This is a genomic window from Streptomyces sp. NPDC023527 (genome assembly GCF_055560115.1).
Genome location: NZ_JBVHJJ010000004.1, coordinates 1 through 20867, shown reverse-complemented (window position 1 = coordinate 20867; position 20867 = coordinate 1). Strand labels below are relative to the sequence as shown.

The following is a 20867-nucleotide window of genomic DNA, read 5'->3' as shown; positions in this document are numbered from 1 at the left end:
CCGAAGCAGCCGGTCAGGGCACCTTGAGGTCACGGCAGCCGTGTGTCTTGGCCGACTGCTCGGCGAAAGCCTTGAGCGCCGCGCGCTCGAACTTCGGGTCGGGGTTCTTGACGGCGTGTCCTTCCTGAAGGCTGATCGTCATGGTTGTCAGCGTGTAGTAGGACTGCTTCCCGTCGTCACACCGGGCGCTGCCGAATCCGCGGTGATACTTCTCCTGGAACTGAGGTGCATCGTCCGGCTCGTACTGGGTGGACTTGCTGCGCGCCTGTTCTCCCAGGTTTCCGTACAGCGCTGTCAGTCGATAGAGCGCGCGGCCCTTGGCGTCGTTGAGGTAGCAGTCCTCCGCCGGTGTGGTCGGGTCGGTGGGGGCGTCCGAGACGGAGACCACGCCGGTTCGCCCGGCTCCGCCGTCCCCGAGTCGGGCGATCGGCGCGCAGATGCCCTTCGACTTGTCGAGCGGCACCTGGTTCCGGACCGGATCGGGTGCGACGTGGTCGATGGTCTTGCCCACCTGGGCGTCGCAGCCGTACTTGTCAGCCGTGGCCCTCGCCGTGTTCGTGACGAGGCGGGCGAAGCCGGCGCGGTCGTCCGCGCGCTGCTGCGAGTCGAGTTCCGGCCCGTTCCGGGGAGGGTAGACGGTTTTGAAGTTCACCAGGAGGCTTTTGTCCTTCTGGCTCCTGCAGGTGAGTTCGACGGCTCCGTGGAGGGAGTTGTTGTGAAACACCAGCGAACCTTGCCAGCCGCCGCCTATCGGCACGGTGCCGTACCCGGCGTCCTCCAGGGACTGATGGGCGTAGTGCCGTCCGACGTCGGTGTTCTTTGACGCCCAGCCGGCGTTGATGACGACATCCTCGCCACTGTCCCGGCTCTCCAGGACGCACTTGGTGATGCGCCCTTGCGTCAAGTCGGAGAAGACGAAGTCGAGCTCCTTCTTGGATCTCGCGTAGATCCGTTCACTCCCCAGTGCGGCCCGCGCATCGTCCTTCGGCAGCACGCCTTCACAGGCGTCGCTCAGGGATCGTTCGTCCCGCCATCTCTCGTAGCCGCCCGTGAAGTAGAAAGCGGTACCGGCCGAAGTAAGAAGGAACGCAATAACCGCGGATCCCACGATCAGCCAACGGCGGCGTTTGTGCATAGTCCTGGTCCTGGTCTCTGTGGAGTGGGTGGGTCCCGTCGGAATGTCTCTCGGCTAATGATTGCGACCCAGTGCTTGAAGGGTCTGTTCGCGAGCCATGAAATGATCATTCTTGGAGATGCCGACGATATTTCTGACAAACGGCTCACCCGGATCGGCGTGACCATTTCTCGTCGCCCACTCCCTCACTAGATGGTCAACTTGCAGCTGCCCGGCGTAGTAATCCCGCCGATTGTCCCTTCCGGCTGCTTCGTTGGCGTGCGCGATCTGTTCCTTGGTCCAGTCGTACATGGCGAAGTCGACTATGCGATTGAGGCCATCCGCCCCGATCTTGAGTCCCTTCGGGGTATCCACGCCTCCGATCTTCGCCGGGACGAAGTTGAGCGCTGCGCCGGAGGTGGCGGTCACGGCGTGGCTGACGTCCCGTGCCCATTGGACGGCATGGTCACGCTTGTCGTATATGAGGTCGGCGCTCACACCGTCGTAGAAGCCGAAGGCCGAAGAGGCGTTCTTGATGGACAACTTCCGTTGTTCTTCATTGTTGAACGGCGTCTGGGCCAGGGTGTCGGCGGTGTACTGACGCTCGGCGTTGTACATACCGGCGAAGGCCGCCGGATCTTCGGCCACTTCCCTCATGACCCGGGCCAGGTCGGCCGGGTGGACGGCCATGCGGGTGGTTCCGTGGTCTGTCCATACTTTGCCCATGCCTTCCTTCTGGGCTCCGTCGGTGTAACCGGGGTTCGTCAGCGAGAGAATTTCGTGCGTATCGCTCGTGTAGTCCATGAGCATGTGACCCAGCGGGGACCGCAGATTGGCGTGGACGTTACCGATCTTGCCGCCCTCGTTGAGCGTCTGGACGGTGTTCTGCATGACCCGGGCCTCCGCCTCCGAGTGCCCGCCCAGCACGTGCTTCGCCCCCGGCACCTCTCCGGTCGCCGCCGCCTCCAACGCGGCCCCCAGGCCCAGTCGCGACGTGGGGTCGTCGAGGTTGTGGATCCCAGCGGGGCCGATAGCCGTCCACTTGGGCCAGTCACGGTCCTTGAGCAGGTACTTCAGGTGATCGTTCTTGCCGTCGGCCCCGGGGTCGAGGAAGGCGGTCGCGGCATCGGGCTGCTTGCCCATGATGCCCAGCAGACCGTCGAGCGGGTCATTGGGGACACCCTTATGACCGCCCGCGATCCTGTTGAAGATCCCCTCGTGCTTCTTCTCGGTGCTGATGATGTCGTTGCCGATGTCCGAGAGGAACTGCTTTCCGTACCCGTTGCCGTGTTTCATCATCTCGACGAACGACTGATATCCGTACAGCGGGCTGGTATTGCTGCCGTAGTTCTTCGAGCCGGCCTCGCGCAGGTCCTTGCGCCACTTGTCGTAGAACGGCGACGTCGTGTCCCGCGTCGCCGTGGAGAGGGTGGTGGCGAGCCCGTCCCGCAGTGCCTCGTAGTCCTTCTTCTCGTCGCCGCCCGCCAGGCCGCGCAGCTTGTTCGCGTAGCTGATGGTCCGGTCCGGGCCGAGACCAGCGAGGAAGGTCTGGCTGAATTCCTTGTTGTGGCCGTTGTCGCGCAGCAGCCGCTGCATCTCCGCGAGTTCCTTGGCGTCGAGGTGGCCGGTGGAGTCCAGCTTGGTCGCGAGCTCGGTGGACCTCCGTCCCTCGACGACCTCGATGTCGCCCTCGGCCTTGGCATTGAAGCCGTTCTTGATGTCGTCGTTCGGGTTGCTGTCCTCGATGGCGGCCTTGAGGGCGAGTCTGACGCCCTGATCGGCGTCGTCGACGGCCTGGACCGCGTTGGCGATGTGGCTGGTCCAGTTGGATTCCGTGGTGTGCAGGTCGGGGTCGTGCCGGGCCGCGTTCGCGAGGGCTTTGTCGGCCTTGTCGTAGTCGAAGGTCGCGGTGCCTTCGGCGCTGACCTTCATGCCGGCCTTCTCGGCGTCGGCGACCGCCGACTTCACCTTGCCCCGCAGCTCCACGAACTGCGCGTGCGCGTCGCGCAGCAGTGACGCGATGGCGCGTGCTTCCTTCGCCGCCGCCGAGTACTGCTCGTAGGTGCGGGTGTTGGCCACTTCCGCGATCGAGCGGGCGACCCCGGTCCACTGGCCGTCGATCCCTACGTTCCGCACCTGGCTGTTGTAGGTCTTCTGTACGGTCTCGAAGTCCTTCGCCGCCGCGTCCCACTGGGCGGCGGCAGTGGTCAGCAGTGCGAGGTCCGTGGTCATGACCTGGTGGTACGTGAGCATGCTCCGGCCGGCTCCTTCTGGAAAGTCCTCTTGGCGCTGAAGTGCTCGTGGCCCTAGAAGCCCGATATGCGGGACGTGAAGGGGGAGTCGCTCCCCGTGGGACCGACGCCGGGCTTGGGTGGCAGGAGCGGCGGGGCATAGAGACCGAATCGGCCGCCGAGGCCCTTGTCGGCGCCCTGGAAGAGCGTGTTGGTGCCGCTCAGCGCGGTCTTCTCCCCTGCGAGGCGGTTCTCCAGCGCCTTCACCGACGCACGCCAGCCCTTGAGCGCCTCATTGATGCCGGCGCCCGTGGCCCAGTCCTTGAAGCCCTTGCCCGCGGCCTCCATGGTCTCGTCCATGGTTTTGCCGGCCTTCTGTGTGTCGGGCTGTATGTGCTGTTCCAGGGCCGCGATCGCCGCCTTTTTCTTCGCGGCCGAGGAGGCGAGCCCTGGAGGTCCGCCACTGTCGTTACCGCCGACCGGCCCGGTGCCGTTGAGCCGTGTGTGGGACTCCTCCGCCCCTGAACGGCCCTCTTCCAGCCGCGCCGCCGACTCGGCCCGCAGCTCGCCCCACTCGTTCTCGAACGCCACGATTCCCCCCGGAAGTGCCGCCGGCTCCACAGCCTCACGGTCGACAGTGCGTACAGGTGATCGAACTTAACAAGGGGGGTGCGCATGGCGCACCCCCCTTTGGCCGATCTCCCGCCGGATTCCTACTGGTCCGGCACCCACCCCACCTGTACCAGCGGCGTCCCCCGCTTGCGGGACACGAAGTAGCCGCGCCCTGGCGGCATCGCGCGCGGCCGTACGCCGCCCAGCAGGTCGCCCTCGCCGTGGTCGCCGGAGAGGATGACGCCCTGGGCGCCCAGCTCCTTCACGCGCTGCATGAAGGACTCGAACATCGAGCGGGAGGCGCCCGCCGAGCTGCGCGCGATGATGAAGCGGATGCCGACGTCGCGGGCGAAGGGCAGGTTGTCGGTGAGGACGGACAGCGGGTTGCCGCTGCTGGTGGAGACGAGCTCGTAGTCGTCGACGATGACGAAGAAGCGCGGCCCCGACCACCAGCTGCGGTCGCGCAGCTGCTGCGGTGTGATGTCGGGCTGCGGGGCGCGCCGCTCCATGAGGCCGTTGAGGGCGTTGGCGTGGACGGTCAGGGCCGAGGCGATCGGCGCGTACTCCAGCAGGTGCGTCTCGGGGACGACGTCGAGGAGCGTGCGGCGGTAGTCGCCGACCACGATCTTCGCCTCGTCCGGGCCGTACCGCTCGGTGATCTGCTTCGCGAGCATGCGCAGCAGAGCCGTCTTGCCGGCTTCGCTCTCACCGAAGACCAGGAAGAACGGATCGGTCTCGAAGTCGACGAAGACCGGCTCCAGATTGGTCTCGTCGATGCCGAAGGCCACTCCGTGCTGCGGGTACTCGAAGCCCTTGGGCAGCTCGTCGGCGCGCAGCTTGCGCGGCAGCAGCCGGACACCCGGCGCGCGGGGACCGGTCCAGGCGTCGCCGACGGCGCGCACCATGGCGGCGGTCGCGTCCGTGAGGGTCTCGGGGTCGAAGTCGGCGTCGATGCGCGGCAGTGCGGCCATGAAGTGCAGCTTCTCGGGGAGCTGGCCGCGGCCGGGGACACCGGCGGGGACGTTCGCGGCGACCTTGCGGTCGAACTCCGAGTCCATGGTGTCGCCGAGGCGGAGCTCCAGCCGGTTGAGGAGCTGGTCCTTCATGGAGGCGCGGACCTCCATGTTGCGGGAGGCGGTCACGATGACGTGGACGCCGTAGCCCAGGCCGCGCCCCGCGATATCGGTGACGACGCCCTCCAGCATGTCGTATTCCTGCCGGAAGTTGCCCCACCCGTCGACGATGAGGAAGACGTCGCCCCACGGCTGGTCGGTGAGCTCGCCCGTCGCGCGCTGCCGCCGGTAGGTGGTGACCGAGTCGATGTTGTGCGCGCGGAAGTACTCCTCGCGCCGGGCCAGGATGCCCGCCACCTCGGCGACCGTACGGCGGACGCGCTCGGGGTCGAGCCGGGAGGCCACGCCGCCGACGTGCGGCAGCCCCGAGATGGCGCTCATGCCGCCGCCGCCGAAGTCGAGCCCGTAGAACTGCACCTCGGCCGGGGTGTGGGTGAGCGCGAAGGCGGAGACGATGGTCCGCATGAGCGTCGACTTGCCGGACTGCGGACCGCCGACGACGAGCATGTTGCCCGCGGCGCCGGAGAAGTCGCGGAAAAGCACTTCGCGCCGCTGCTCGAAGGGCTTGTCGACCAGACCGATGGGGACGGCGAGACGTCCCAGGCGCGGCTGGTCGGGGGCCGTCAGCCCGCGGCCCTCCACCACCGACAGCGGCGGAAGGAGCTCGTCGAGCGCCGCCGCGCTGTCCAGCGGGGGCAGCCAGACCTGGTGGGCCGGCGGGCCCTGGCCCTCGATCCGGCGCACGATGACGTCGAGGACCGTGTCGGCCAGCGCGTCGTCGCCCGGCTGGGGCGCGGCCGGAACGGGGACCGGCGCGGTGTAGGTGACCGGCACCGGATCGGCGGTGAACAGCACGGGCCGGCGCTCGATCGGCAGCGGCCCGCTGCCGGGGCCCGCGCTCGTGCCCGTACGGTACGTGCCCGAGACGTACGCGGCCTTGAAGCGCGTCATCTCCTCCGTGCCGAACTTCAGATAGCCCGAGCCGGGCACGGACGGCAGGTGGTACGCGTCCGGCACGCCCAGCGCCGTACGCGACTCGGCGGCCGAGAAGGTGCGCAGGCCGATCCGGTACGACAGATACGTCTCCAGACCGCGCAGCCGGCCCTCCTCCAGCCGCTGCGAGGCCAGCAGCAGGTGCACGCCCAGCGACCGGCCGATGCGGCCGATCTGGATGAACATGTCGATGAAGTCGGGCTTGGCCGTCAACAGCTCGCTGAACTCGTCGATCACCAGAACGAGTGATGCGAGCGGCTCCAGCGGCGCACCGGCGGCCCGCGCCTTCTCGTAGTCGTGCATGTTGGCGTAGTTGCCCGCCGAGCGCAGCAGCTCCTGGCGCCGCTGGAGCTCACCGGTGATCGAGTCCCGCATGCGGTCGACCAGCGTCAGGTCGTCCGCGAGGTTGGTGATGACCGCCGCGACGTGCGGCAGCTCGGCCATGCCCGAGAACGTCGCACCGCCCTTGAAGTCGGCGAGGACGAAGTTCAGCGTCTCCGACGAGTGCGTGACCGCCAGGCCCAGCACCAGCGTGCGCAGCAGCTCGGACTTGCCGGAACCGGTCGCGCCGACGCACAGCCCGTGCGGGCCCATGCCGTCCTGCGCCGCCTCCTTCAGATCCAGCATCACGGGCGTGCCGTCCTCGCTGACACCGATCGGCACCCGCAGCCGCTCCGCCGACGACCGCGGCCGCCAGGTGCGCGCCACGTCCACCGCGCCCGCGTCGCCCAGGCCCAGCAGATCGGTGAAGTCCAGATTCGCCAGCAGCGGCTCGTCACCGTCGTCGCCGCCCGTGCGCAGCGGCGCCAGCTGCCGCGCGAGCGCCTCCGCGGCCTCCATCGACAGCGTGTCCGGCGCCCCCGAGTACTCCGCGACCTGCGACAGCAGCCGCAGCGAACCCGGTTCCACGACCACCGACAGCCCACCGCGCGGCTCGCCCAGATCGCCCGGCACCACCTCGACGATGGTCACGCCCTGAAGGCCCTCCGGCGCCGCGAACGCCGACTCCGGCGGCACCGTCCCACCGTCCAGCACGACCACCACATGCGGCTGGTCCAGCACCGGCTGCCCGTCGCGGCTGAAGCGCGAACGCCCCTCCAGCCGCGGCCGCAGCAGATCCTCCAGCTCGGTGAGGTCACCGCCGATCAGCCGCCGCGCGCCCGCCCCGTCGACCGCGCCCGGCACCTGCACGTGCGGCAGCCACTTCGTCCACTCCCAGTACGACGCCGCGCCGCGCGCCGCGACCACCGCGACGACGAGGTCCTCCGGCGAGTGCAGCGTCGTCAACTGGCCCACCAGCGCCCGCGCCGTCCCGTACACCGTCTCCGGATCACCCGAGAGCGTCACGTGGTAGAAGGCGCGCAGCGACAGCGCCATCGGCATGCCGTCCAGCGAACCGTGCGTGGCCAGGAACTGCTGCATCGCCCCCGTCGTCAACGGCTCCAGATCGTCTATCGGCGCGGTCTCCGGCGCCACCAGCGGCGTCGCCAACTGCTGCGCGCCGAGCCCGATCCGCACCTGCGCGAAGTCGTCGTCGCCCGCCCGCCGCTCCCAGAGCCGGGTCCCCTCGGCCACCACCGACCACAGCTGGTCGGGGGAGGGGTGCAGGTAGAACTGCGCGTCACGCTGCGCCCTGGCCGTCTTCCGCACGGTCCTGCGCGTCTGCGCCAGGTACTTGAGGTAGTCGCGGCGCATGTCCGCGGTCTGCCCCTGGGACCCCTGACGGTGCCGGACGACCATGGCGATGGTCATGCCGAGCGTCGAGCACATCATCAGGACGCCCATGATCTTCATCATCGGAGCGGCGCCCGGCATGAAGAAATAGACCATCGACGAGGCCATGCCCAGCGTCGGCAACAGCTGCATCAGCACACTGTCCTGACGACCGCGCGGCAGCTCCGGAGGCGCCTCCAGGCGGATCTCCGCGCCGGGCACCTCCGGCGGCAGGGCCCTCGGCGGACGACTGACGACGATTTGGCTCACCGGGTGCCTCAACCCCTCCGCACGGCAAGAAAAGTCCCGCGCGGTATCCCTGTCACCCTGATGGTGACGGCCTCCCCCTGCGCGGAACGGTGATCCTATCGACGTCGGTGTCCGAGCCGCCCGATAGGGTGGCCGCCGCGCGCAAGCATGAGCGATCGTCAGAGCGAAACAAGGGGCCTCATAGGTGAGTACGTCCGCTGCGACCGGCTTCCGCAGGGTGACCGTCGTCGCGCCAGACAGCAGGATCGACGTCGCCCTCCCGGACGACATCGCCGTCGCCGACGTCTATCCCGAGATCCTGCGGCTGACCGGCCAGACCCAGCCCGTCGGCGCCCCCAGCGGCTACCACCTCGTACGCCGCGACGGCACCGTCCTCGACAGCGCCCGCTCCCTCGCGGCACAGCGCGTCCTGGACGGCGACCTGCTGTCCCTGCGCCCCTTCGCCGAGTCCCTCCCGCCGGCCGTCCACGACGACGTCACCGACGCCGTCGCCGCCGCCGTCACCCGTGACCGCACCCTGTGGAACGACCGGCTCCTGCGGACCGGCGGCCTCTTCGGCGGCTCCCTGCTGCTCGCCCTCATCGGCTTCGTCCTGTGGTTCGCCGACCCCGCCCGGCACGACACGCACGGCCTGCCGGGCGCCGTCGCGGCCGCCATCGGCGTGCTGCTCACCGCCCTCGCGGGCGTACGGGCCCGGGTCTACGCCGACCGCGGCTCGGCCGTCGCCCTGGGACTCGCCGCTCTGCCGCACCTGATGATCGCCGGCACCGGCATCCTCGGACCCAGCCCGGGGGAGGGCGCCGGCCGGCTGCAGTTCCTGCTCGGCTGCGCCGCCGTGCTCGTCGCCACCGCCGCGCTCGTCGCCACCATGCCCACCGGCGACGCCCCCTTCGTCGCCGCCCTCACCGCGGCGGCCACCGGCACCTTCGCCGCCTTCTGCGTGATCCTCACCGACGCCCGCCCGGCCGACGCCGCCGCCGTCTGCGCCGTCGTCGCCATCGGCGCCATCGCCTTCCTGCCGGGCCTCTCCGCACGCGTCGCCCGGCTGCCCATCGGCTACGCCGCCCCCCGCGCGGCGGCCTCCGACGACCTCGACGCGCCCCGCGGCGGCCAGGTGCCCGACCCCATAGACGCCGAGCGCGTCGCCGCCCAGGTCCGGCGCGGCCACGAACTGCTGCTCGGCCTGGTCGGCGGCTGCGCGGCCGTCGTCGTCGGCTCCACCGCGATCCTCGCCTTCACCTCCTCCGGCGGCCCCTGGACCCGCCTGCTGGCCCTGGCCGCCGGGCTGGCGATGCTGCTGCGCGCCCGGCTCTTCCGCTACACCGCGCAGGTCGCCGCCGTCCTGGGCGCCGGCCTGGCCGCCCTCACGCTGCTCGTCCTCGGCCTCGCGCTCCAGCCGCCCGTCGACGCCACCGGCTCCCTCGACGTCCGTACGCTCTGGCTCGCCGCCGCCGTCACCGTCGGTGGCGGCCTGCTGACCGCGGTCGCGCTGATCGTCCCCGACAAGGGCCTGTCACCCTTTTGGGGGCGCGTCTCCGACATAGCCGAGAGCACCCTCCTCCTCGCCCTCGTCCCGCTGTGCCTCGCCGTCCTCGACCTGTACTCCACCGCCCGCGGCCTCTCCGCGGGCTGATCCCGGGGGTGGGCCGGGCCGCTGGGCCGGGCTGGTACTGTGTGTAACGGCCGTTTGTGTACGCGCCTCCGGAACGCCCTGACGGGCCTCTGGGGACAGCGCCCAGCGGACCTCGCCTCCCGAGTAACGGAAGCTCCCCTGAGATCAAGACCAGGGGCACTCGGCGGCTGAAACTGAGATTTACGAGGAGTACGCGTGTCGCTCGACGCCGCAACGAAGAAGCAGATCATGGCCGAGTTCGCCACCAAGGAGGGCGACACCGGCTCCCCCGAGGTCCAGGTCGCGATGCTCACCCGCCGCATCTCGGACCTGACCGAGCACCTCAAGCAGCACAAGCACGACCACCACTCGCGTCGTGGCCTGCTGCTCCTGGTCGGTCAGCGTCGCCGCCTGCTGCAGTACCTGGCCAAGAAGGACATCACGCGCTTCCGCGCCCTGGTCGAGCGCCTCGGCATCCGCCGCGGTGCCGCGGGCGCCAAGTAAGACACCGTGACGGGAGCGGTTCCCACCTCTGGGGGCCGCTCCCTTTGCGTATCTCGTGGAGACCGGAACCTTTGTAGTCTGGTGCCACGACGCAACACCGTATGAGGAGGAGCGCTCCGCTCGCCGCCGGTCCTCGGTAGTGGCCCCCGGACAGGAAGATCCGGGTGCTTCGATCGAAGACCGGCCAGCACACGGCGCACCTCCGCCCACGTCCCCGCCACACGGGCGGCGGACGCAGACGAGGAGATTTCCCTTGGTGGAGAACGAGACCCACTACGCCGAAGCCGTCATCGACAACGGCACCTTCGGCACCCGCACCATCCGCTTCGAGACGGGCCGTCTGGCCCGTCAGGCCGCCGGCTCCGCCGTGGCCTACCTGGACGACGACACCATGGTGCTGTCGGCCACCACCGCGTCCAAGAAGCCCAAGGACCAGCTCGACTTCTTCCCCCTCACGGTGGACGTCGAGGAGCGGCAGTACGCGGCCGGCAAGATCCCCGGCTCGTTCTTCCGCCGTGAGGGCCGGCCCTCCGAGGACGCGATCCTCACCTGCCGCCTGATCGACCGCCCGCTGCGCCCCTCCTTCAAGAAGGGCCTGCGCAACGAGATCCAGATCGTCGAGACGATCATGGCGCTCAACCCCGACCACCTGTACGACGTGGTCGCGATCAACGCCGCCTCCTGCTCCACGCAGCTCGCGGGCCTGCCCTTCTCCGGCCCGATCGGCGCCACCCGCGTCGCCCTGATCAAGGGCCAGTGGGTCGCGTTCCCGACCCACACCGAGCTCGAGGACGCCGTCTTCGACATGGTCGTGGCCGGTCGCGTCCTGGAGGACGGCGACGTCGCGATCATGATGGTCGAGGCCGAGGCCACCGACAAGACCGTCCAGCTGGTCCAGGACGGTGCCGAGGCCCCGACCGAGGAGGTCGTCGCCGCCGGTCTCGAGGCCGCGAAGCCCTTCATCAAGGTCCTGTGCCGCGCGCAGGCCGAGCTCGCCTCCAAGGCCGCCAAGCCCGAGGGTGAGTTCCCGGTCTTCCTCGACTACCAGGACGACGTCCTGGAGGCGCTGACCGCCGCCGTCAAGAGCGAGCTCGCCCAGGCGCTCACGATCGCCGGCAAGCAGGAGCGCGAGGCCGAGCTGGACCGCGTCAAGGACGTGGCCGCCGACAAGCTGCTCCCGCAGTTCGAGGGCCGCGAGAAGGAGATCTCCGCCGCGTACCGCTCGCTGACCAAGGCCCTGGTCCGTGAGCGCGTCATCAAGGAGAAGAAGCGCATCGACGGCCGCGGGGTGACGGACATCCGTACCCTCGCCGCCGAGGTCGAGGCCATCCCGCGCGTGCACGGCTCGGCGCTGTTCGAGCGCGGCGAGACCCAGATCCTGGGTGTCACCACGCTGAACATGCTCCGTATGGAGCAGCAGCTCGACACCCTTTCGCCGGTGACGCGCAAGCGCTACATGCACAACTACAACTTCCCGCCGTACTCCGTCGGCGAGACCGGCCGCGTCGGTTCGCCGAAGCGCCGCGAGATCGGCCACGGCGCCCTGGCCGAGCGCGCCATCGTGCCGGTGCTCCCGTCGCGCGAGGAGTTCCCGTACGCGATCCGTCAGGTCTCCGAGGCCCTCGGTTCCAACGGTTCCACCTCCATGGGCTCGGTCTGCGCCTCCACCATGTCGCTGCTGAACGCCGGTGTGCCCCTCAAGGCCCCCGTCGCCGGTATCGCCATGGGCCTGATCTCCCAGGAGATCGACGGCAAGACGCACTACGTCGCCCTCACCGACATCCTCGGTGCGGAGGACGCGTTCGGCGACATGGACTTCAAGGTCGCCGGTACGAAGGAGTTCGTCACCGCCCTCCAGCTGGACACCAAGCTGGACGGCATCCCGGCCTCCGTCCTGGCCGCGGCCCTCAAGCAGGCCCGCGACGCCCGCCTCCACATCCTCGACGTGATGATGGAAGCGATCGACACGCCGGACGAGATGTCCCCCAACGCCCCGCGGATCATCACCGTCAAGATCCCCGTGGACAAGATCGGTGAGGTCATCGGCCCCAAGGGCAAGATGATCAACCAGATCCAGGAGGACACCGGCGCCGAGATCACGATCGAGGACGACGGCACCATCTACATCGGTGCCCAGGTCGGCTCGCAGGCCGAGGCCGCCCGCGCCACGATCAACAGCATCGCCAACCCGACCATGCCGGAGGTCGGCGAGCGCTACCTGGGTACGGTCGTCAAGACCACCACCTTCGGTGCCTTCGTCTCCCTCATGCCGGGCAAGGACGGCCTGCTGCACATCTCGCAGATCCGCAAGCTCGCCGGTGGCAAGCGCGTGGAGAACGTCGAGGACGTGCTCGGCGTCGGCGCCAAGGTGCAGGTCGAGATCGCCGAGATCGACCAGCGCGGCAAGCTCTCCCTGATCCCCGTCATCGAGGGTGAGGACGGCGAGAAGGCCGACGAGACCAAGGACGAGACCGACAAGTGACGTCCCGTAGTACACGGAAGACGGCCCGCACCTCCTCGGAGGGGCGGGCCGTCGCCCGTACCCAAACGCTTCTCAAGGGCGAGAACGGCATCGGCACGGTCCGCCGGACCACCCTCCCCGGTGGCCTGCGCGTGGTCACCGAGACCCTGCCGTCCGTACGCTCCGCGACCTTCGGCATCTGGGCCAACGTCGGCTCCCGCGACGAGACCCCGACCCTCAACGGCGCCACGCACTATCTGGAGCACCTGCTCTTCAAGGGCACGTCCAAGCGCACCGCGCTGGACATCTCCTCCGCGATAGACGCGGTCGGCGGCGAGATGAACGCCTTCACGGCGAAGGAGTACACGTGCTACTACGCGCGTGTCCTCGACACCGACCTGCCGCTCGCCATCGATGTCGTCTGTGACATGCTCACCGGCTCCCTCATCGAGGCGTCGGACGTCGACGCCGAGCGCGGTGTGATCCTCGAAGAGATCGCGATGACCGAGGACGACCCCGGCGACTGCGTGCACGACCTGTTCGCGCACACCATGCTGGGCGACACCCCCCTCGGCCGCCCGGTGCTCGGCACGGTCGACACGATCAACGCCCTCACCCGCGACCAGATCGCCCGCTTCTACAAGAAGCACTACGACCCGACCCACCTGGTCGTGGCCGCCGCGGGCAACGTCGACCACGCCAAGGTCGTCCGCCAGGTGCGGGCCGCCTTCGACAGAGCCGGCGCGCTGTCCCGTACGGACGCCTTGCCCGTCGACCCGCGCGCGGGCTCCCGGACGATCCGTACGGCCGGCCGCGTGGAGCTGCTGGGCCGCAAGACCGAGCAGGCGCACGTCGTCCTCGGCATGCCGGGCCTGGCCCGCACCGACGAGCGCCGCTGGGCGCTCGGCGTGCTCAACACCGCCCTCGGCGGCGGCATGAGCTCCCGGCTCTTCCAGGAGGTGCGGGAGAAGCGCGGACTGGCCTATTCGGTCTACTCCTACACCTCGGGCTTCGCCGACTGCGGCCTCTTCGGCGTCTACGCCGGCTGCCGCCCGAGCCAGGTCCAGGACGTGCTCAAGATCTGCCGCGACGAGCTGCACAAGGTCGCGTCGGACGGGCTGACGGACGAGGAGATCACCCGCGCCGTCGGGCAGCTCTCCGGCTCCACGGTCCTGGGCCTGGAGGACACGGGCGCGCTGATGAACCGCATCGGCAAGAGCGAGCTGTGCTGGGGCGATCAGATGTCGGTCGACGACATGCTGGCGCGCATCTCGGCCGTCACCCCGGACGAGGTCCGCGAGGTGGCCCGCGATGTACTGGGACAGCGTCCTTCGCTGTCCGTCATCGGCCCGCTGAAGGACAAGCAGGCGGCCAAGCTCCACGACGTCGTGGCCTGAGAGCCCGGCCGATCACAGGCCGGGCCCGAGAGAAGGAAGCACCAAGGATGAGCAAGCTGCGCGTGGCGGTCATCGGCGCCCACGGCCGGATCGGCTCCGAGGCCGTACGAGCCGTGGAGGCCGCCGACGACATGGAACTGGTGGCCGCGCTGGGCCGGGGCGACAAACTGGACGCGCTGACCGGGGCGGGAGCCCAGGTCGCGGTCGAGCTGACGCACCCGGACTCGGTGATGGACAACCTCGAGTTCTGCGTCGCCAACGGCATCCACGGCGTGGTCGGCACCACCGGCTGGACCGAGGACCGCCTCGCGAAGCTGAACTCCTGGCTCGACGCGTCGCCCTCGACGGGTGTGCTCATCGCCCCGAACTTCTCCATCGGCGCGGTCCTGACCATGGCCTTCGCCCAGCAGGCGGCCCGGTTCTTCGAGTCCGTCGAGGTCGTCGAGCTGCACCACCGCGGCAAGGCCGACGCCCCCTCCGGCACCGCCACCCGCACCGCGCAGCTCATCGCGTCGGCGCGGGAGGCGGCGGGGCTGCCCCGCCAGGAGGACCCGACCACGCACGGCCTGGAGGGCGCGCGGGGCGCGGACGTCGACGGGGTGCCGGTGCACGCGGTGCGGCTGCGCGGCCTCCTGGCCCACCAGGAGGTCCTCTTCGGCGACACCGGTGAGACGCTCACCATCCGGCACGACTCGCTGCACCACAGCTGCTTCATGCCCGGCATCCTGCTGGGCGCGCGGCGCGTGGTGGACACGCCGGGGCTGACGTTCGGCCTGGAACACTTCCTGGATCTGGGCTGACCATGCGCGCGAAGATCGTCTATTTCGCCCTGGCCGCCGTCCTGGTCGTCTACTTCGTCCTGGTCGGCAGCCGCGGCATCATGCTCATCGAGCAGGGCACGGCCCTCACCGTCGCCTTCGGCGTGGCGGTCCTCGTCCTGCCGTTCATCGGCGCCTGGTTCCTCTACCAGACGACGAAGTTCGCCCGGGACGCCGACCGCCTCGCGCGGGAACTGGACACCGAGGGCGGCCTGCCCGTCGACGAGCTCGTCCGGACGCCCGGTGGCCGCATCGACCGCGACTCCGCGGACGAGGTCTTCGCCCGCCGTCAGGCCGAGACGGAGGACGCACCGGGCGACTGGCGCACATGGTTCCGGCTCGCCGTCGCCTACCACGACGCCCGTGACACCCCGCGGGCCCGCAAGGCCATGCAGCGGGCCATCGCCCTGCACGACGACAAGCCGGTACGGGCCGACGCCGTCTAGCGGTCGTACGGTCCCGGCTCACGCGAAGGCCCCCGCACCCCCTCAAGGGCGCGGGGGCCTTCGCCGTGCGCTCAGCCCCGGTACTCGGCGATCCGGGCCTCGACCGCGTCGACCGCGGCGCCGAAGCCCTCGGGACGGGCCAGGAAGTCGGCGTTGTGGTCGGTGACCACCGCGGGCAGCGCGTCGCCCCGCACCCGGCCGACGACCAGCGCCTGCCCCTGCACCGTGCGCGGCAGCCCGAGCCATCGCACGGGCTGCTGGACCGTCCGTACGCCCGCGACGTCCTGCCACGGCACGACGGTGCTCGACAGCAGCCGGATCTGCCGCAGCCCCTGCGGGCTCAGCCACACGCCCACGCGCACCAGGCGCACCGCGGCCGTGATCATCAGGCCGGCCAGGACCGCACAGGTCCCGGCACCCGGCAGCGAGCCGGCCAGGGCGATGATCAGCGCGGAGAAGAGCACGTACGAGGCGAGCAGCAGCACCAGGGACGCGCCGGCGACCCGCCAGGGGCCGGGCCGGTACGGACGCCGCCAGCGTGCCTGGTCGTCGTAGGGCAGGGGCTCGACCGGGTTCGCGACCGGGGCTTTCGCGGGCGCGGGAGCGGCGGCGCCACGGTCGGCTGTCAGAAAGGGCAGGGGCATTGGGCGAGGCTAAACGATAGGCAAAAGGCCCGGCCACGTCAGGGTGGCCGGGCCGGGGTCGCCGCCGCTGGTCAGCGGCGCGTCGGGCGGCCGGTCAGCGGCCGTCCTTGGCTTCCGACTGCTGGGCGTGGTGGGTGTTCTGCGCACCGCTCTGCATCGACGGCATGCCGAACAGCAGCGCCCCGACCAGCCCCGCTGTGACCGTCAGCCCCACGAGCGCGCGCGAAGCCATCTGCGAGCGGGTGGCGCGATCTCGGGGCGGCGGCGTGACGTTGCTGCGGTAACGCTCGGCTTCGGCGACGAAGGCGAACGGCACGGGCTCTCGCCGGCGGAACATGAAGGGCTCTCCTAGGAACCTCGAAGTGTGGTGTCACACATAAGGACGTGCGAACGGCGACTTAGGTGCCCGTTTTCGGTGACTTCTGTGAAAAATCTCAACCGGCGCCCCGGCTCCCCCGCGAGCCCCGCTCCGTCACGCGTCCGCTGTCAGTGGTGGCCCGTAGGCTGGGCGCCGCCCGAGCAATGCGAATGGAAGGACCCCGCCGGTGACCGACAGCCCCACCGAGACCGCCAAGCCCACGTTCCGTGGCGATGTGACCGTCGAGCTGGTCAAGCACAGCGCGGCCGACTCCGACGTGCTGTGGGCGGCCCGCGTCTCCACCGCCGGCGAGCAGTCCCTGGAAGAGATCACCAAGGACCCCGAGCGGTCCAAGGGGCTCATCAATTACCTGATGCGCGACCGCCACGGCAGCCCCTTCGAGCACAACTCGATGACCTTCTTCATCAGCGCCCCGATCCTCGTCTTCCGCGAGTTCATGCGCCACCGCGTGGGCTGGTCGTACAACGAGGAGTCCGGCCGCTACCGCGAGCTCCAGCCGGTCTTCTACGTCCCCGGGCAGGACCGCAAGCTGGTCCAGGAGGGCCGCCCCGGCAAGTACGTCTTCGTCGAGGGCACCGAGGCGCAGCACGAGCTGACCACCCGCGCCATGGAGGACTCCTACCGCCAGGCGTACGAGGCGTATCAGGAGATGCTGGCCGCCGGCGTCGCCCGTGAGGTCGCCCGCTCGGTGCTGCCGGTCGGTCTGTTCTCCTCCATGTACGCCACGTGCAACGCCCGCTCGCTGATGCACTTCCTCGGCCTGCGCACCCAGCACGAGCAGGCGACCGTCCCCTCCTTCCCGCAGCGCGAGATCGAGATGGTCGGCGAGAAGATGGAGGCGGAGTGGGCCAAGCTCATGCCGCTCACCTACGCGGCCTTCAACAAGAACGGCCGCGTCGCCCCCTGACGCCCGGATGGTCGGGGAAGTGCGGATGTGCGGCGTACGCACCGGTAGGCAAGGTGTCCGTATTGCGGCTTTTCCCGACTTTCATCTAGTCTGAACAAACGGACCCGGCACTGCTTGAACCCCCGAGCAGGCAGTGCCGGGATCCCTTTGGCACTCCCCGAGGGAGCACCTCACGGTGAGCAACGAGTAGCGTGGCCCTTATGGCTCCGACCTCCACACCGCAGACGCCCTTCGGGCGGGTCCTGACCGCCATGGTCACGCCCTTCACCGCCGAAGGCGCCCTTGACCTCGACGGCGCACAGCGGCTCGCCACCCACCTGGTGGACTCCGGCAACGACGGCCTTGTCGTCAACGGCACCACCGGCGAGTCGCCCACCACCAGCGATGCGGAGAAAGCCCAGCTCGTACGGGCCGTGGTCGAGGCGGTCGGAGACCGCGCCCACGTCGTCGCCGGAGCCGGCACCAACGACACGCGGCACAGCGTCGAGCTCGCCCGCGCCGCCGAGAAGGCGGGCGCCCACGGCCTCCTCGCCGTGACCCCGTACTACAACAAGCCGCCGCAGGAGGGTCTCCTCCGGCACTTCACCGCGATCGCCGACGCCACGGGCCTGCCGGTGATGCTCTACGACATCCCCGGCCGCAGCGGCGTCCCGATCAACACCGAGACGATCGTCCGGCTGGCCGAACACCCCCGGATCGTCGCCAACAAGGACGCCAAGGGCGACCTGGGCCGCGCCAGCTGGGCCATCGCCCGCTCGCGCCTCGCCTGGTACTCCGGCGACGACATGCTCAACCTGCCGCTGCTGTCCGTCGGCGCCATCGGCTTCGTCTCCGTCGTCGGCCACCTCGTCGCCCCCGAGCTGCGTGCCCTGCTGGGCGCTCACCTCGCCGGTGACGTCGCCAAGGCCACCGAGATCCACCAGCAGCTGCTCCCGGTCTTCACCGGTATGTTCCGCACCCAGGGCGTCATCACCACCAAGGCCGCCCTGGCCCTCAAGGGTCTGCCCGCCGGTCCGCTGCGCCTGCCGCTCGTCGAGCTCTCCCCGGAGGAGACCGAGCAGCTCAAGCGCGATCTTTCCGCCGGTGGGGTAGAGCTTTAACCAGAGGGCACACCCGGCGCACAGCAACGCCACGGCAGCCCGCCACAGACTTCACAACTGAACAAGGCTTCACAACTGAACAGCCGAAAACAACTGCAAGTGCACGAATGTCACGCGCGCCATGTGTCCCAGGAGGACATGTGGCGTGCGTGGTGAGGAGAGTCTTTTGAGTCACCCGCACCCTGAACTCGGTCCCCCGCCGAAGCTCCCCGAGGGCGGCCTGCGCGTCACGCCCCTCGGTGGTCTCGGCGAGATCGGCCGCAACATGACCGTCTTCGAGTACGGCGGCCGCCTGCTGATCGTCGACTGCGGAGTGCTCTTCCCCGAGGAGGAGCAGCCCGGAGTCGACCTGATCCTGCCGGACTTCACGTCCATCCGGGACCGCCTCGACGACATCGAGGGCATCGTGCTCACGCACGGCCACGAGGACCACATCGGTGGCGTGCCCTACCTGCTCCGCGAGAAGCCGGACATCCCGCTGATCGGCTCCAAGCTGACCCTCGCGCTCATCGAGGCCAAGCTCCAGGAGCACCGCATCCGCCCGTACACCCTCGAGGTCGTCGAGGGTCACCGCGAGCGCATCGGCCCCTTCGACTGCGAGTTCGTCGCGGTCAACCACTCCATCCCGGACGCCCTCGCGGTCGCCATCCGCACCCCGGCCGGCATGGCCGTGCACACCGGCGACTTCAAGATGGACCAGCTCCCGCTGGACCGCCGCCTCACCGACCTGCCCGCCTTCGCGCGGCTCGGCGAGGAGGGCATCGACCTGCTGCTCTCGGACTCCACGAACGCCGAGGTCCCCGGCTTCGTACCGCCCGAGCGCGACATCTCGAACGTCCTGCGCACGGTCTTCGCGAACGCCCAGAACCGCATCATCGTGGCCAGCTTCGCCAGCCACGTGCACCGCATCCAGCAGATCCTGGACGCCGCGCACGAGTACGGCCGGCGGGTCGCCTTCGTCGGCCGCTCGATGGTCCGCAACATGGGCATCGCCCGTGACCTTGGCTACCTGCGGGTCCCGGCCGGCCTCGTCGTCGACGTCAAGACCCTCGACGACCTGCCGCCGGACGAGGTCGTGCTGGTGTGCACGGGCTCGCAGGGCGAGCCGATGGCCGCGCTGTCCCGCATGGCCAACCGCGATCACCAGATCCGGATCGTCCAGGGCGACACGGTCATCCTGGCCTCGTCCCTCATCCCGGGCAACGAGAACGCGGTCTACCGCGTGATCAACGGCCTCACCCGGTGGGGCGCCAATGTCGTCCACAAGGGCAACGCCAAGGTCCACGTCTCGGGCCACGCCTCGGCGGGCGAGCTGCTGTACTTCTACAACATCTGCAAGCCCCGCAACCTCATGCCGGTCCACGGCGAGTGGCGCCACCTGCGGGCGAACGCGGAGCTCGGCGCGCTGACGGGCGTCCCCAAGAACCACATCGTGATCGCCGAGGACGGCGTCGTGGTGGACCTGGTGGACGGCGCCGCGAAGATCGTCGGCAAGGTCCAGGCCGGGTATGTGTACGTGGACGGCCTCTCGGTCGGCGACGTCACCGAGACCTCGCTCAAGGACCGTCGCATCCTCGGTGACGAGGGCATCATCTCGGTCTTCCTCGTCGTCGACAGCGCGACCGGCAAGATCATGGGCGGCCCGCAGATCCACGCGCGCGGCTCGGGTATCGAGGACTCCACGTTCACCGCGGTCGTTCCGAAGATCGAGGACGCCCTCACCAAGTCCGCCTCCGACGGCGTGCTGGAGCCCCACCAGATCCAGCAGCTCGTCCGCCGGATCATGGGCAAGTGGGTGTCCGACACCTACCGCCGGCGCCCGATGATCCTGCCTGTGGTCGTCGAGGTCTGACGCCACATCAGCCGAACGGACGGCCGTCCCGGTGCCGATTTGCATCCGGGCGCGGCCGTCCAGTAGGTTTACGGCTCCACCGCGAGGGGAACCCCGGAACGCCTAGAGCGTGAAGGGTCGTTCCGAAGGCGGTGGGGAAATCGACTCGGAGAGATCTGATAAAGTCGGTGAAGCCGGAAAGCGAAAGCAAGAAGGCAAACCCCGCTCCAACAGGGGGCCGGAGATGAAATCCGAACCGGGAACGGAACGGAAAACGGATCTGGTAAGGTTGGAAACACGAAATACCGAAGGGAAGCGCCCGGAGGGCCCGGAAACGGGACCAAAGGAAGCGTCCGTTCCTTGAGAACTCAACAGCGTGCCAAAAGTCAACGCCAGACTATAAAATACCCCGTCTCCGGCCTTCTGGTCGGGACGCGGTTCCTTTGAAAGTCCTGGTCACCTCTTTGCGGGGTGGGCAGGCAATTACACAGCGAGGACGCTGTGCACGACCGGGCTTATTCCGCCTGGTTGTGCCGCTCAACGCGAGTGTCACACCCGATTACGGGTAAACATTCACGGAGAGTTTGATCCTGGCTCAGGACGAACGCTGGCGGCGTGCTTAACACATGCAAGTCGAACGATGAAGCCCTTCGGGGTGGATTAGTGGCGAACGGGTGAGTAACACGTGGGCAATCTGCCCTGCACTCTGGGACAAGCCCTGGAAACGGGGTCTAATACCGGATAATACCTTCCTCCGCATGG

The 20867-nt window shown here is 69.3% G+C and carries 15 protein-coding genes and 1 rRNA gene; 10 read left to right on the top strand and 6 right to left on the bottom strand.

The features are described from left to right. Positions 1 to 13: 13 nt before the first annotated feature. The 4 genes from ACZ303_RS09250 to eccCa all read right to left on the bottom strand — a co-directional run bounded on the left by ACZ303_RS09250 (position 14) and on the right by eccCa (position 8006). Positions 14 to 1135: a hypothetical protein gene (locus ACZ303_RS09250; RefSeq protein ID WP_467336743.1), complete on the bottom strand. Its 1122-nt coding sequence runs from the start codon at positions 1133 to 1135 to the stop codon at positions 14 to 16. Positions 1136 to 1189: 54 nt separating this feature from the next. Further along, on the bottom strand, positions 1190 to 3367 hold the full coding sequence (locus tag ACZ303_RS09245) for a hypothetical protein (protein WP_467336741.1): 2178 nt from the start codon (positions 3365 to 3367) through the stop codon (positions 1190 to 1192). 53 nt (positions 3368 to 3420) lie between these two features. Further along, on the bottom strand, positions 3421 to 3936 hold the full coding sequence (locus ACZ303_RS09240; protein WP_467336739.1) for a hypothetical protein: 516 nt from the start codon (positions 3934 to 3936) through the stop codon (positions 3421 to 3423). Between the two features lie 122 nt (positions 3937 to 4058). Further along, complete coding sequence (eccCa, locus tag ACZ303_RS09235; RefSeq protein WP_467336737.1) at positions 4059 to 8006, bottom strand: type VII secretion protein EccCa; 3948 nt, start codon at positions 8004 to 8006, stop codon at positions 4059 to 4061. Positions 8007 to 8190: 184 nt separating this feature from the next. On the opposite strand from eccCa, the gene eccD reads away from it, so the two are divergent. The 6 genes from eccD (at position 8191) to ACZ303_RS09205 (ending at position 15244) form a co-directional block, all read left to right on the top strand. Continuing rightward, the gene (eccD, locus tag ACZ303_RS09230; RefSeq protein WP_467336735.1) at positions 8191 to 9639 is read left to right on the top strand and encodes a type VII secretion integral membrane protein EccD; all 1449 of its coding nucleotides are present in this window, start codon (positions 8191 to 8193) and stop codon (positions 9637 to 9639) included. A 195-nt stretch (positions 9640 to 9834) separates the two neighbouring features. After that, positions 9835 to 10122 (top strand): 30S ribosomal protein S15, encoded by a 288-nt coding sequence (rpsO, locus tag ACZ303_RS09225; RefSeq protein ID WP_045934183.1) that lies wholly within the window; start codon positions 9835 to 9837, stop codon positions 10120 to 10122. Between the two features lie 256 nt (positions 10123 to 10378). After that, the gene (locus tag ACZ303_RS09220) at positions 10379 to 12604 is read left to right on the top strand and encodes a polyribonucleotide nucleotidyltransferase (protein WP_467337433.1); all 2226 of its coding nucleotides are present in this window, start codon (positions 10379 to 10381) and stop codon (positions 12602 to 12604) included. Further along, the gene (locus ACZ303_RS09215) at positions 12601 to 13980 is read left to right on the top strand and encodes a M16 family metallopeptidase (protein WP_467336733.1); all 1380 of its coding nucleotides are present in this window, start codon (positions 12601 to 12603) and stop codon (positions 13978 to 13980) included. Before ACZ303_RS09220 ends, ACZ303_RS09215 begins: the two co-directional genes overlap by 4 nt. Before the next feature lie 47 nt (positions 13981 to 14027). Continuing rightward, on the top strand, positions 14028 to 14780 hold the full coding sequence (gene dapB, locus ACZ303_RS09210) for a 4-hydroxy-tetrahydrodipicolinate reductase (RefSeq protein WP_467336731.1): 753 nt from the start codon (positions 14028 to 14030) through the stop codon (positions 14778 to 14780). A gap of 2 nt (positions 14781 to 14782) precedes the next feature. Then, the gene (locus ACZ303_RS09205) at positions 14783 to 15244 is read left to right on the top strand and encodes a hypothetical protein (RefSeq protein ID WP_467336729.1); all 462 of its coding nucleotides are present in this window, start codon (positions 14783 to 14785) and stop codon (positions 15242 to 15244) included. 71 nt (positions 15245 to 15315) lie between these two features. On the opposite strand, the gene ACZ303_RS09200 is transcribed toward ACZ303_RS09205, so the two are convergent. Together ACZ303_RS09200 and ACZ303_RS09195 are read right to left on the bottom strand one after the other, a co-directional pair. Continuing rightward, positions 15316 to 15888, bottom strand: a complete 573-nt coding sequence (locus ACZ303_RS09200) for a hypothetical protein (protein ID WP_467336727.1) — start codon at positions 15886 to 15888, stop codon at positions 15316 to 15318. 94 nt (positions 15889 to 15982) lie between these two features. After that, entirely contained in the window at positions 15983 to 16225 is a 243-nt protein-coding gene (locus ACZ303_RS09195; RefSeq protein WP_467336725.1) for a hypothetical protein, read from the bottom strand. Positions 16226 to 16433: 208 nt separating this feature from the next. On the opposite strand from ACZ303_RS09195, the gene thyX reads away from it, so the two are divergent. The 4 genes from thyX to ACZ303_RS09175 form a co-directional block, all read left to right on the top strand. Further along, entirely contained in the window at positions 16434 to 17174 is a 741-nt protein-coding gene (gene thyX / locus ACZ303_RS09190; protein WP_467336723.1) for an FAD-dependent thymidylate synthase, read from the top strand. A gap of 200 nt (positions 17175 to 17374) precedes the next feature. Next, complete coding sequence (gene dapA, locus ACZ303_RS09185; RefSeq protein ID WP_467336721.1) at positions 17375 to 18274, top strand: 4-hydroxy-tetrahydrodipicolinate synthase; 900 nt, start codon at positions 17375 to 17377, stop codon at positions 18272 to 18274. A gap of 166 nt (positions 18275 to 18440) precedes the next feature. Next, positions 18441 to 20126, top strand: a complete 1686-nt coding sequence (locus ACZ303_RS09180; RefSeq protein WP_467336719.1) for a ribonuclease J — start codon at positions 18441 to 18443, stop codon at positions 20124 to 20126. 551 nt (positions 20127 to 20677) lie between these two features. Next, positions 20678 to 20867, top strand: a 16S ribosomal RNA gene (locus tag ACZ303_RS09175); the annotation flags it as partial.